At 47.6% G+C, this 12,780-nt stretch carries 15 protein-coding genes, 1 pseudogene and 1 riboswitch; of the genes and pseudogenes, 13 read left to right on the forward strand and 3 right to left on the reverse strand.

The annotated features are described in order from the left end of the window. From ACIFQN_RS24805 to ACIFQN_RS24815, 3 genes are read left to right on the forward strand one after another with little or no spacing between them, the layout of a single operon-like run. Positions 1-900 carry an ABC transporter permease gene (locus ACIFQN_RS24805; protein ID WP_429835715.1) on the forward strand — a complete coding sequence of 300 codons (900 nt, stop codon included), beginning with the start codon at positions 1-3 and terminating at the stop codon, positions 898-900. 59 nt (positions 901-959) lie between these two features. After that, positions 960-1,952, forward strand: coding sequence for an ABC transporter ATP-binding protein (locus tag ACIFQN_RS24810; RefSeq protein WP_429835716.1), 993 nt, complete (start codon positions 960-962; stop codon positions 1,950-1,952). Next, on the forward strand, positions 1,949-2,905 hold the full coding sequence (locus ACIFQN_RS24815; RefSeq protein WP_429835717.1) for an ABC transporter ATP-binding protein: 957 nt from the start codon (positions 1,949-1,951) through the stop codon (positions 2,903-2,905). Before ACIFQN_RS24810 ends, ACIFQN_RS24815 begins: the two co-directional genes overlap by 4 nt. Before the next feature lie 101 nt (positions 2,906-3,006). Here ACIFQN_RS24815 and ACIFQN_RS24820 read toward each other — a convergent pair whose 3' ends face one another. After that, positions 3,007-3,864, reverse strand: coding sequence for a MurR/RpiR family transcriptional regulator (locus tag ACIFQN_RS24820; protein ID WP_429835718.1), 858 nt, complete (start codon positions 3,862-3,864; stop codon positions 3,007-3,009). 75 nt (positions 3,865-3,939) lie between these two features. On the opposite strand from ACIFQN_RS24820, the gene ACIFQN_RS24825 reads away from it, so the two are divergent. From ACIFQN_RS24825 to ACIFQN_RS24855, 7 genes and pseudogenes are all read left to right on the forward strand, one after another. After that, positions 3,940-4,185 (forward strand): sigma 54-interacting transcriptional regulator, encoded by a 246-nt coding sequence (locus ACIFQN_RS24825; protein WP_429835731.1) that lies wholly within the window; start codon positions 3,940-3,942, stop codon positions 4,183-4,185. Between the two features lie 91 nt (positions 4,186-4,276). Then, the gene (locus ACIFQN_RS24830) at positions 4,277-5,170 is read left to right on the forward strand and encodes an AEC family transporter (RefSeq protein WP_429835719.1); all 894 of its coding nucleotides are present in this window, start codon (positions 4,277-4,279) and stop codon (positions 5,168-5,170) included. A 201-nt stretch (positions 5,171-5,371) separates the two neighbouring features. Beyond that, a riboswitch (cyclic di-AMP (ydaO/yuaA leader) is annotated at positions 5,372-5,504 on the forward strand. Between the two features lie 210 nt (positions 5,505-5,714). Further along, positions 5,715-6,440 (forward strand): annotated as a pseudogene (locus ACIFQN_RS24835) (ABC transporter ATP-binding protein); the annotation flags it as partial. Between the two features lie 78 nt (positions 6,441-6,518). Next, entirely contained in the window at positions 6,519-7,169 is a 651-nt protein-coding gene (locus tag ACIFQN_RS24840) for an ABC transporter permease (protein ID WP_429835720.1), read from the forward strand. Positions 7,170-7,184: 15 nt separating this feature from the next. Continuing rightward, positions 7,185-8,087 carry an osmoprotectant ABC transporter substrate-binding protein gene (locus tag ACIFQN_RS24845; protein ID WP_429835721.1) on the forward strand — a complete coding sequence of 301 codons (903 nt, stop codon included), beginning with the start codon at positions 7,185-7,187 and terminating at the stop codon, positions 8,085-8,087. Positions 8,088-8,101: 14 nt separating this feature from the next. Next, entirely contained in the window at positions 8,102-8,761 is a 660-nt protein-coding gene (locus ACIFQN_RS24850) for an ABC transporter permease (RefSeq protein ID WP_429835722.1), read from the forward strand. Between the two features lie 66 nt (positions 8,762-8,827). Then, positions 8,828-9,439 carry a GDSL-type esterase/lipase family protein gene (locus ACIFQN_RS24855; protein ID WP_429835723.1) on the forward strand — a complete coding sequence of 204 codons (612 nt, stop codon included), beginning with the start codon at positions 8,828-8,830 and terminating at the stop codon, positions 9,437-9,439. A gap of 232 nt (positions 9,440-9,671) precedes the next feature. Here the strand turns inward: ACIFQN_RS24855 and ACIFQN_RS24860 are convergent, their stop codons facing one another. Further along, on the reverse strand, positions 9,672-9,935 hold the full coding sequence (locus ACIFQN_RS24860; protein ID WP_429835724.1) for an ArsR/SmtB family transcription factor: 264 nt from the start codon (positions 9,933-9,935) through the stop codon (positions 9,672-9,674). A gap of 70 nt (positions 9,936-10,005) precedes the next feature. Between ACIFQN_RS24860 and ACIFQN_RS24865 the strand changes: the two genes are divergently transcribed. Then, positions 10,006-10,530, forward strand: coding sequence for an N-acetyltransferase family protein (locus tag ACIFQN_RS24865; RefSeq protein WP_429835725.1), 525 nt, complete (start codon positions 10,006-10,008; stop codon positions 10,528-10,530). A gap of 23 nt (positions 10,531-10,553) precedes the next feature. On the opposite strand, the gene ACIFQN_RS24870 is transcribed toward ACIFQN_RS24865, so the two are convergent. Next, a complete protein-coding gene (locus ACIFQN_RS24870) occupies positions 10,554-11,177 on the reverse strand; it encodes a TVP38/TMEM64 family protein (protein ID WP_429835726.1) in 624 nt (207 codons plus the stop codon). A gap of 196 nt (positions 11,178-11,373) precedes the next feature. On the opposite strand from ACIFQN_RS24870, the gene ACIFQN_RS24875 reads away from it, so the two are divergent. Both ACIFQN_RS24875 and ACIFQN_RS24880 read left to right on the forward strand, forming a co-directional pair. Next, on the forward strand, positions 11,374-11,703 hold the full coding sequence (locus ACIFQN_RS24875; protein WP_429835727.1) for a cupin domain-containing protein: 330 nt from the start codon (positions 11,374-11,376) through the stop codon (positions 11,701-11,703). 189 nt (positions 11,704-11,892) lie between these two features. After that, positions 11,893-12,582, forward strand: a complete 690-nt coding sequence (locus ACIFQN_RS24880; protein WP_429835728.1) for an FHA domain-containing protein — start codon at positions 11,893-11,895, stop codon at positions 12,580-12,582. The last annotated feature ends 198 nt before the right edge of the window (positions 12,583-12,780 follow it).

The raw sequence follows: 12,780 nt of genomic DNA on the forward strand, positions 1-12,780 counted from the left end.
ATGAGGGAAGCAAGCAAAACGGTTCAACCAGGCTCGGTGACTGCAGAATCGCCCAGCTTACCCAGATTTGAGCTGCTGGACAAAATTCTCAGGAACAAAGCTGCCAAAATCAGCCTGATGATGATCTTTATCATCGTCGTGATCGGTATCGTCGGCCCCTGGCTCGCTCCGCACGATCCGACCAAAACCTATTATGACGCCTTTTTGCAGGGGCCTACGGCGGAGCATTGGCTCGGTACGGACGCAATTGGACGAGACATGTTTTCCCGTCTTTTGCATGGTACACGGGTCACGCTGATAGTAGCTGTCATGGCCGTCAGCATCACGCTGGTACTGGGAACACTGATCGGCGTCGTCAGTGCGTATGTAGGCGGTTTTATCGATAACTTGCTGATGCGGATCATGGACATTTTGCTCGCGATGCCGGGGATTATCCTGGCCTTGGCGATTGTAGCCGTGCTCGGTCCGAGTCAAACCAATGCGATGATTGCGATCGGGATTTCGTCGATTCCCAGCTTTGCTCGCTTGATCAGAGGGGCTGCTTTGGTGGTCAAGTCCTCCGGGTATGTGGAAGCGAGCCGCTCGATCGGCACGCCAAACTGGTGGATCATTCTGTTTCAAATGATTCCCAACATTACCAATGTACTGATTGTTTACACGACGCTGTTTATCGGGGGAGCGATTCTCGATACGGCTGCACTGGGATTTATCGGTTTGGGGGCGCAACCACCGACGCCCGAGTGGGGCACGATGCTCAATGAAGGCAAGGATTACTTGTCCGATGCCTGGTGGCTGGCTACATTTCCCGGGGTGGCGATTACGATTGTCGTCTTGGCCGTGAATATTTTAGGTGACGCCCTGCGCGATATCTTTGATCCACGCACGCAAAAGAGAAAATAGCATGCTTGTCATCAAACCAACATCATTTACAAAAGCGGATCGGAAAGGAGATCTCTGCGATGGGCAATGTATTGGAAGTGAAGGGACTCACGACACAGTTTTCCAAGGAATCGGGCAGGGTGACGGTCGTTGATCAGATTGATATCGAATTGAAAAAAGGAGAATCACTGGGCATTGTTGGCGAATCGGGTTGCGGCAAAAGTGTCACGTCGCTTGCGATCATGCGTCTTCTGGACAGTAATGGCACAGTAAGTGGCAGCGTCCGTCTGAACGGGAAAGATGTATTTTCGCTGAGCGAAAAAGCCATGCGGGACATCCGTGGCAAAGAAATGGCGATGATCTTTCAGGAGCCGATGACTTCGCTAAATCCGGTGCTGACGATCGGCCGCCAGATTAGTGAAGTACTGGAAGAACACGAAGGAAAAAGCAGAGCAGAGTGCAAGGCGCGGGTGATCGATCTGCTCAGGCAGGTGGGGATTTCCCGACCGGAAGAGATCTATCGTGAGTATCCGCACCGATTATCAGGAGGGATGCGGCAGCGGGTCATGATTGCCATGGCGATTGCTTGCAATCCGACACTATTGATCGCCGATGAACCGACGACTGCTTTGGATGTGACGATTCAGGCGCAGATCCTAGATCTGATTAAAAAAATTCGCACCGATTATGGCATGTCTCTGGTTCTGATTACCCATGATCTCGGCGTGGTGGCTGAAGTATGCGACCGTGTCATCGTGATGTATGCCGGACAAGTGATTGAGTCGGCTGACGTACGGACCTTGCTGCGCAGCCCGAAGCACCCCTACACCATTGGTTTGATTCAATCTGCACCGCATCAATCAAAAGGACAACACCGACTTTACAGCATCCGGGGAAGCGTTCCCTCCCCCGAGGATATGCCGTCAGGTTGCCGGTTTGCCCCGCGCTGTGACAAGGTGATGCCCGTTTGTTGGGAGAAGAATCCGGCCTTGCAGCAAGTCGGTGAAGAGTCCGCCTGCCGCTGTTGGCTTTATGAAGAAGAGAACAAAGAAAGTTCGGTGGTAAGCGTATGATGACACCTCTTTTGGAAGTAAAAGGTCTACAGAAGCTGTTTCCCGTGAAGCAGGGATGGTTTCAACAACCAAGCTACGTTCATGCTGTAAACGGAATTGATGCGACGGTCTATGAAGGAGAAACGATGGGGATCGTCGGTGAATCCGGTTGCGGGAAATCGACGCTCGGCAGATGCATCCTGCGTCTCCTGGAGCCTACCAGAGGGGAAATCCTGTTCCAAGGCCGGGATATTAGCCAATTACCCAAAAAAGAGATGCATGCTGTTCGTCGCCATATGCAAATGGTATTTCAAAATCCGTTTGACACGTTAAACCCCAAGCTGAAGATTAGTCAGATCTTGACGGAGCCGTTGCTATCTCATGGGATCCCCCGTGAGCAGCGGCAAAGCTTGCTGGAAGAGACGATTGAGATCGTCGGTTTAAATAAACGACAACTGGGCCGCTATCCGCACGAGTTTTCCGGTGGGCAGCGGCAGCGGATCGGCATCGCACGCGCCCTGATGCTGCAGCCCAAGCTGATTATCGCGGATGAGCCAGTATCTGCCCTCGATGTTTCGATCCAATCGCAAATTCTCAATTTGATGCAGGACTTACAGGAGCAGTTATCCCTGACCTACATTTTCATCTCTCATGACTTGAGTGTAGTCGAACATATTTGTGACCGGGTCGCTGTGATGTATTTAGGTGAAATTGTCGAGTTTGCGGATAAGGACAAGCTTTTCCAACTACCGCTGCACCCGTATTCACAGGCACTGCTGTCCGCTACTCCCATTTCAGACCCAGACGAAAATCGCGAGCGAATCATTTTGCGCGGTGACTTACCCTCTCCATCTAATCCACCGCAGGGCTGCAAGTTTCATCCGCGCTGCCATGCCTGCATGGACATTTGCCGAAAAGAAGCGCCGCCGTTACGGGAAGTAGATGGTAGGCAGGTTGCTTGCCATCTGTACTGATTTCGGTCTACAAATGACACAGTGGAGCCGCGGTAATTGTACGACTCTATATTTATGAATAACAGCCGGTATCCTAAGAGTATAGGAATACCGGCTGTTATTCACTCTATAAACATCCCTGTGTGGTTGTATATTTGTTCGAGTTTTTCCTGTCGTTCCCGAATATTTTCCTGATCTTTTTGGTGCATAGCCATCACAATTAATTGTGAAAGACTAAGGTGTGGCAAGACGTGATCTGAAAAAATCTCGGTATTTTCTCCGATAGTTAATGTAATCGTTGCAAGTTGCCCGATTGGTGATAAAGGTCGGTCTGTCATTGCAATTAAGGTAGCCTTTTGTTTTATTGCTTGTTCCGCCAAAACGAGAGATTCTTTCGAGTAGCGAGGCTGGGAAAATAATATCACAACCGAATTTTCTGTAAAATTGCACAATGTTTCCGGAATGTATCCGGTCGGGGATGAACCGAAGACATGATCACGAAGCTGATTTAAAGTGTAGTATAGCCAGTAAGCGGCAGTATATGATTCACGAAAGCCTCCAACAAAGACTCGGTCAGCTTTTATCAATAGCTCTGCTGTTTTCCAGATATCCTCTTCTCTTACTTGGTTAACTAAATAATCCAACATTCTTTTTTCGTGTTGGATAGAATGAGCAAATATATTGGTATCCTTTACTTCTTCCCTCTCAGAAATGGAAATCGATTGAGAAGAATGGTATTTGTAGCTAAGCATCTCTTCTCTAATCATTTTTTGCATCTCAGAAAAACTGTTTAAACCCAGCGCATAGGCCAAACGAATGACAGTTGTTTCACTGACACCGACTTCACGCGAAATCTGAGAAATCGTATAAAGCGAGCTCTGCTCCAGGGAAGTTACTAAAAATTCTGCAACCTTCTTTTGTCCGGGAGAAAGATCTGGATATTTCTCCTTGATTAAGTGTTGAAATGTCTTAGTTATCATAGACATCCTCCTTTCCTCTAATAGAATTTTATACTTCATTTAATATATATTAAAAAAATTTTAACTCCATATCAACTGAAATTTTTAAAACGGTTTTTAAGTTCCCAGCGAGTAGTTCGAGAGGGCCATAATGGAACGATCTTCTTGGATGAGATCGGAGACCTGACGCTGCATTTGCTGCAAAAGCTTTTGTGGACGCTTGAATACAGGGAGGTGGAGCGTGTCGGTGGTGTTACCCCTTCTTCTGCTCAGTCCTGTCGTATTCCGCCTGACAAATCAATTTTTTGCGTGCCAAGAAAGAATCGAAGGCAAGGCGGATAATATAGGCAGTAGTGTGATAATTCCGCATTTTTCTGGGTACCTCTGCTATACTATTCATGGTAGTGAATGTTTAGGGAAGTAGGTATTCATTATGATTTTTCTAGAAGTCATTTTTCCTGTCTTGCTGATTTTTCTTAGCGGCTATATTTTACAGCGCATTTTCAAGCTGGATCTCATGCCGATCTCTACGCTGGCGATCTACATTTTGACGACTGCACTTGTTTTTCGCACGTTTTATAAAACACAGCTCGATTTGCAATTATTTTACATTGTCATTATTTCGATGCTCCTGTTAGGTGCGCTGATCCTCATCACACTATTGACAGCGCGCTGGTTTCACTATGACAAGCAGCAGGAAAGCGCACTGATGCTGTCGACGGCATTCATGAACAGCGGGAATTACGGGACACCGATCATTCTTTTTGCTTATGGCGATGCGGGGTTTACGTATGCCGTACAGATCATGGTGCTTCATTCCATCATCATGGGCGTGTTCGGCGTTTATTTTGCCTCTAGAGGCGGCGGCGGGGTCGGTACGGCATTCAAGGCTATTTTCAAGCAGCCGTCCAACTATGCTGTCGTGCTTGCAGTTTTGCTCCAACAATGGAATGTGGTCATCCCGGATAGCTACTATCAGGCGATTGACCTCGTAGCACAGGCGGCAATCCCTGTCATTATGCTCATTCTCGGTATGCAGCTGGCGAATGTATCGGCGAGTACATTTGAGTGGCAGGGCCTTAGCGCAGCGAGTGTAATCCGATTAGTCGCTTCTCCTGTGCTGGCCTATTTGATTTGTTTGTTCTTCCCGATTGATCCACTTTTGCAAAAGGTTATCGTGATTTTGGCTGCGATGCCATCTGCCGCGACGACCGCGATTTACGCGATTCAGTTTAATATGCGGCCGCAATTTGTCTCCAGCAGTGTCTTGGTCACGACGGTAATCAGTGTCGGGACATTAACATTTTTGCTAAACCTTTTGCACTAGCTGGTAGGTCAGAAGGGAACATAAAACAGGGATCATCGGGGACCTAATTGCCAGCATAAGGCAGGATGTGGAAGGATTCATACGAATAGGACCAGTTATTACGGTAAACTGGCTCTGACCACATGAGAACGGTTCATATCACGAATTTTCAAAATTGTTGTTGTGCTAAGTAAATGATAAGCTTGTTGTATCGCCAAATAATTACATACCGGGCCTAGTTCCGTCTCAGGCGGAAACGGGGGAACCATTTTTGGGGTTAATTCTGTGCATACAGAAGGGATGCTACCTGCCATCCTACCCGTCAGCTAACCTCGTCGGCTAAAGCAGAATCTGCATACAAATTCTTTCCATCCGCTTATTTGCGTGCGAAAGACTGTAGCTCACTTTGGGCAATAGTCTGCATGGAATAAAGCTAATTTTCTTATACTTGTATGTTCGAGATTAGTCGACTCATTTGCTTGTGTCCGGAAATGGCCTTTCTGACGCAAGGGGTGTGTCGACTTTTTTCTGTTCATAAATAAAGAATGAAGAAGGAGTGTTGCGAATGATTTCCTTTCACAACGTGGAAAAGAGCATCGGGGATGTATCCATTATCAAAGGAATGGATCTTCAGATCGAGGCAGGAGAACTGTTTGTTCTAATCGGTCCCAGCGGTTGTGGAAAGACGACAACGATGAAGATGATTAATCGGCTGATTGAACCCTCTGCTGGAAGGATTGAGGTTAACGGGGCGGATATCTCCAAAGCCGATCCCGTGGAGCTGCGCCGCAATATTGGCTATGTGATCCAGCAGATTGGGTTATTTCCGCATATGACCATTGGGCAAAATGTAGCGTTGGTCCCAAAACTCAAAAAAATGGAGAAAGCTCAGTACGAAAAAAAGGTAGATGAGCTGCTGTACATGGTAGGGCTGGAGCCAAAGGTGTTCAAGGACCGCTATCCGGCGGAATTAAGCGGAGGGCAGCAGCAGCGGGTGGGTGTCATTCGGGCGATGGCTGCAGATCCTCCGATTATTTTGATGGATGAACCCTTCAGCGCACTTGACCCGATCAGCAGGGAACAATTGCAGGATGAGCTTGTCCGTTTGCAGCGAACAATCAAGAAAACGATCGTCTTCGTGACGCATGATATGGATGAGGCGATCAAGATTTCTGATCGAATCTGCATCATGAATAACGGCTCTGTCGCTCAGCTGGATACGCCCAACCGTTTGCTTCAGCGTCCTGCCAGTGATTTTGTAGCTGATTTTATCGGGGTCAAGAGGCTGCGAAAAGTCCAGGAGCTGCATGTGCAAGGTCCAAAAAATGCGCTCCCCCGGTGGAGTATTTCATAAAAGCGGGGTGTTGGAATGAGTGAATTCTTTCAATTTTTAATGGAGAGACATGAACAAATCTTGTCCTTGATTTGGGAGCATACCTACATTTCCTTGACTGCTGTTATTGCAGGTTTTTTAATCGCGGTTCCACTAGGCATCATACTGACACGGACAGAAAAGCTGAACAAATATGTGATCGGCTTTGTAAATATATTGCAGACCATTCCTAGTCTCGCGCTCCTGGGACTCATGATTCCGCTGCTCGGGATTGGTGTCTTGCCTGCGATTGTTGCCTTGTTCCTCTATTCTCTATTGCCTATGCTGCGCAACACGTTCACAGGCATTCGAGAGGTAGACCCGGCCTTAAAAGAAGCGGCGAGAGGAATGGGCATGACGAGCCTGCAAATCCTGTTTAAAGTCGAGTTGCCTCTTGCCATTTCGATTATTATGGGCGGATTTCGCACGGCAACTATCTTTACGATTAGCTGGGCTACACTTGCCGCTGTCATTGGAGGCGGGGGACTTGGCTATCTCGTTTTCACCGGTTTAGGAGTTGCAAATGATAGCATGCTTTTGACAGGAGCGTTGGCAACGGCTTTGCTCGCGACCATTGCTGATGTTATTACGCAGAAAATTCAGAAACTATGTACGCCCAGAGGCTTGAAGAGCAAGCGGGCAAACTGAGGGGGAAGCACACGAATGAGATATAGATGGATGAGTATCATGGTTATGGCTGTCCTATCAGCATTACTCGTAGCAGGATGCGGCGGAGGAGGTAACGTCGTCAAAATCGGGCATCAGGCTACTTCGGAGCAGACGATTATCGCACACATGCTGAAGCAGTTGATCGAGGCGAATTCGGATATAAAGACCGAGCTGGTCGGCGGCCTCGGTGGAACACCGGTAGTGCTCAAAGCCATGCAAAACAACGATATCCAGATTTCTGCCATTCGCTATGTCGGGACAGATATCACCAGCAGCTTGGGACTAAATGAGTTTAGCAAGGACCCGCAGGAAGCTTTTGATCTGGTGAAAAAAGGAGTTGCCGAAAAGTTTGACCAGATGTGGTTTCCGTCTTATGGATTTGATAATACCTACATCTTTACCGTTCGCAAGGATATAGCTGAGAAATACAACCTGAAAAAAATCTCCGATCTGGCCGCGCACGCAAAAGAGATGAATATGGCTTCCGATGCACCGTGGCTCGAGCGTACGAATGACGGATATCCCGCTTTCAAAAAAGAATATGGCTTTGCATTTGGCAAAACGACTCCGATGGATATCGGTTTGGTCTACAAGGCCGTCGATAAAGGCGATGTCGATATTGTCCTGGCTTATTCCACAGATTCACGCTTGAAAGAGTACAACCTGGTGACCCTGGAAGACGATAAGCACTTCTTCCCGCCTTATGGCGCTTCTCCAGTCGTTCGCAATGATACGTTAAAACAGTACCCTGAGCTGACCGAAGTCATTAACAAGCTGACTGGAAAAATAAATACGCAGACGATGACGGCCTTGAACTACCAAGCTGATATCGAAAAGCTGGATCCAGAAGAAATCGCCAAGAAGTTTCTGATAGAACAAGGTTTGATCAAGCCATAAAGGAGGTGGAGGCTTTGGAGTTGTTTGTTGGGACTATCGGCTATATGGCCAAGTACTGGACGCAAATTCTGGAGCTGACAGGAGAGCATCTCTACATGAGTGTCAGTGCGATTCTGATCGCGATTCTGATTGGAGTCCCGCTGGCTGTCTTTATGACACGTAATCGGACGGTTGCCGCGATCATCCAGACGAGCATCAATATCATTCAAACGATTCCGTCCTTGTCGCTCCTCTTGATTATCATGATCTTTCTCGGTCTTGGGTATAGCACGGCGATCGTGGCACTGGCGCTGTACGCGCTTTTGCCCATCATTCAAAATACGTATGCCGGTCTGGAAAATGTGGACAAGAACCTCGTTGAGGCAGGAACTGGGATGGGGATGACGCCACTGCAATTGTTAACCAAAGTGAAGCTCCCGCTTGCCCTGCCGATCATTTTGGCGGGAGTCAGAGTCGCTTCCGTCGTTTCGATAGGAGCCGCGACGATTGCCACTTTTGTTGGAGCAGGCGGACTGGGTGAGATGATCATGCGCGGAATCTCGACGACCGACGACCAGAAAATATTGGCAGGCGCGATTCCAGCTGCGATCCTGGTCATTCTCGTGGATATGCTGCTGGGTCTGATCGAAAAAAAGGCGGGCTACCGCATGCATACCGTTAAGACGCAAAAGTAAAAAACAACAGAAATAGCCTGGTCAATGAAACAACCCTTTGGCGAGGTGTGCACGAGGAGGGATCTCATGATCAAAAAGCTGGTTTGCTTGGGAGACAGTCTGACAGAAGGACTTGGTGTGAGTAAAGTGGCGGCGTGGCCTGCGTTGCTTCAAGCCCAGCTTCGTATCGAGGTGATAAACAAAGGTATTTCCGGGGATACGACTACGGGAATGCTGGGGCGATTTTACTCCGATGTGATTATGCAAAGCCCGTCTCACGTATTGATTATGGGCGGAGGCAACGACCTGTGGTGGGATGTGCCGATCAATGTGATGCTGGCCAATGTGTACGCCATGGTCAAGCAGGCGCTGCATCATCAGATTACGCCGATCATCGGGATTTCGAGTGCGGGCTTTAACCCTGCGAAAATGGATGCAAGCACCGTCTGGGAGCCGATCGGGGGCTATGAGAAGCTCTGTGAGGCAGGGCAGCATTACGCCAATCAGCTAAAACAAATGGCGCGCACTAATGCCTGGAGGGTTGTGAGTCTGCAGGACCTTTTCCTGCAAGGGGAAGGAACCGTGGATCACAGTTTCTACGAGGGTGGAGACGGTTTGCATCCCAATGAAAAAGGACACAAGAAGATTGCCCAGGCAATAGCAGAGAGCCTGATGAATCAAGCGATGGTGTCGTCCTGACGCGTGAACAGGATAGAAGAGGGTCTGATCACTAGTGGATCAGACCTTGTTTTCTGTGAAATCATCTACCATATTCATGCATAGCCTTTTCAGACCAAGGGTCGACTCCCGGATCCTGTCCTTCAGCCAATTGTTGAATCCGGGGCATGTAATGAGAATGAGAATGAGAATAAGGTTTCTGGTCGGCATTCAATAAAAATTTCTTTTGCAATCTTTTCATCGTGTATTTGTGTCATGAATTTCTCCTCTCTTCTTCTTCGGCTTCTTCTTTCAGGCGGAGCAGGCTGTCATCCCAAAAACAGTCGATATACTCCTTCAAATCGGCAAAACCTTCCCTCCTAAGTCGATAGTACCGTTTTGTTCCTTCTCTGCGAACGACAACAAGCCCGGATTCTTCCGGAACTTTGAGATGCTGCGATACAGCTGGAGCTGAAATGTCAAAATGTGAGGCAATGACGCTGGAGGTAAGCTCCCTCGACAGAGGTTTTTTATCCACAGGTTGGATAATCCTGGTGTAAGATAGTACCGTATAGAAACAGGTTGAAGAAACCAGTAGGGGCGGTAAAATGGGACAGTTTCCAGAAGAAAAGATCAGAGTTTTGCGTGCAGAGGACAAGGAAGAGTACGCGCGAATGCGCTTGGAAAGCCTTCGGGAAAGTCCTGATTCGTTCGGCAGTACGTATGAAGAGGTGCTCCGTGACAAGAATTTTGATGCCCAAATCGCAAAGCGCGTGCAGCCTGCAGACGATGATTTTACATTAGGGGCGTTCGAAGATGGCAAGCTGGTAAGCATGGCTACTCTCGAGCGGCTTTCCAGACGAAAAACCCGGCACAGTGCAGATGTCCTTTCCGTCTATACTTCGCCAGACTACAGAGGGCGTGGCATATCCAGGGCGCTTTTAAGCAAGCTGATTGCGATGGTCAAAGAACGTACGGACATCGAACAGCTCAAGCTGAAAGTTGTCACCGAAAATCACGGTGCCTACCAGCTCTATCGGTCACTTGGCTTTGAAGTCTATGGTACAGATAAACATGCGTTTAAGAAAGGCGACGTCTATTGGGATCAATATCTGATGGTGCTTTTTTTGTAAGAGGATTCTGACCCTCTATACCTTCATTTCTTCCTGGGATGGGATTGCCACCTGCGGTATATCAGATAAGCGAGTCCTACAAAACTTAAGTAGATGAGCAAGGTAACAAATGTCCGATGGAAACTCGTAAAAACTTGATCTCCTACTATAGAATAGACCAGCATAGTGGGAATTTTCCCTATAGCGGTAGCCAACGCGAATGAGAGAGGGGGAATAATGCTAATCGCTGAATAAACGTTAATGACAGGGGAAGGAATGATAGGAATTAATCGCGCGAAAAGAACGGCCACGAACGCATTGCTTTCAAAAGCGTTGGTAAAGCGATCTAATTGGTGATACTTTGCTAAAAAGCTTCTCCCTGCCTTTTGATACCCATAACGAAAGTATACAAACATCAGGAACGCTGATCCAAATGAGCCTGTCCAATTGATAAAGGCACCCCAGAGGGGGCCGAATTTTGCTCCCATGATTCCACCAAACAGTCCGTATGGAATGACAGGAAACAATCCAATGAAGACGGCCAAGGGAAACATGTAAGGTAGTAAAAACATATCCTGGCTTTTTAACCATGAAATAAGTAGATTGCTGTTTAAAAATCCGATTGTGAGAATAAGGGCGTAGATACCTAACAAAATCCTCATTTTCATGATGGCCAGCCTCCTCCTTTCATTATTTTCTACTTTGGTATTCCTCACACCTAAACTCTAGGAAAAGAATTGATATCCGAATTTTCGGCATCTTATCATCGCTTTATGATCCAACTTATCATAAATCTGTGAGCTCGCTACTATTTCGGGCACGTCCCATTTGTATTATCTTTGGTACAAAGGGGAGAGGATCATCATGGAAAAAATAAACATCGCGCAACATTTTTCACGGTTACAGGAGTCTTGGAGCTCCACAGTCGTAGGCGAGCTGAATGACAATGCCATCAAGCTTGAGAAGCTTCAGGGAGAGAGCGCCTGGCAACAGAACGATCAGAAGGATGAGCTGATCTTCGTTGCTTCCGGAAGATTGCTGATGATGTACCATGAGCGTAACATATGGGTAGAAGCAGGCGAATTGATCGTCGTGCCAAAAGGCATCGCGTACAAGCTCTTTATCCCAAACGGGGTCTGTCATGTGCTCATGATCGAGCCGCAAAAAGCAGTTGAACTCAAGAGATGTTCATGAGGTGTTCGCCAAAGAAAACGATTCTTCATTGCTTGTTATATAACGATCATAGACAGCTGTCATTGTCAGGTCATTTCAATTGCCTGAGTCTTGACGGCTTTTTTGTTATGTAAAAAAAGGATTGACTTTCTATCCTTTTGTTATGTAAATAAATAAAGATAGCTCCAACTCTTTTCGAGGTGATGAACGTTGGACGACGGAGTTTATGTGCTTATTAAAAAGGGAGACCCCGAGCACTTGCAAAAACGGAAATTCCTTCATGAAGATGAGTGCACGATCGGACGCAGAGGAAGCCAACTGAAGCCAGACATCGCGTTTTCCAGTCCGTATGTGTCCAGAAAGCATGCAGTGATTCGAAAGATCGGCAATCAATATACCATTTCTGATTTGGAGAGCAAGCATGGAACGGAGGTAAACGGAGTGGCGGTTCATCAGGCGCCGCAGCCCCTGTTTCACGGAGATTTGATTAGCCTGGCGAAAGGTGTGGTTGAGCTGATCTTCTTCGCGGAAGGAAGCGAAATGGACGTGACCAGAGAGTTTTCCTTTCCTTTGTCGACTGCCCCTGCATCGAAAGCAACCCCGGGCCTTTTGATCAATCTCGAACGTCGAGAAATCCGTTTGGATGGAAAGCGAATCTATTTAACCGGAAAAGATATGGACCTTCTCATGCTGCTGTACCAGCGTGCCAATCAAGCAGTCAGCTACGAAGAAATCATGGTGCTTGTTTGGCCGGAACGCCTGGTTAATACGGACAAAAGTGTCCCAGATGTCGGGCGCGCCGAGATCAATGCACTTGTCTACCGTTTGCGCAAACGGCTGGGCAGATATGGGGAAAAAGTAACGACCATCCCCCGTTACGGTTATATGTGGGAAGAGTGAAAGGGAGACGAGCCAGCGGTCTCCCTTTTGTCGTCAATATGAAGCGAAGCGACAGGAACTGAATACGGAAAGCATCGTATCGCTCGAAGCATTGAACGAGGCTCAAATCGGAGCAGCAAGGCATTGAACTGTCTTTTTAGTGGGTAGGAGCGAAAGCCAAGGCTGGTGAGAGGAAAAAGGAGAAAACCAGCTAATATT

The sequence above is a fragment of the Brevibacillus sp. NRS-1366 genome (assembly GCF_050467985.1).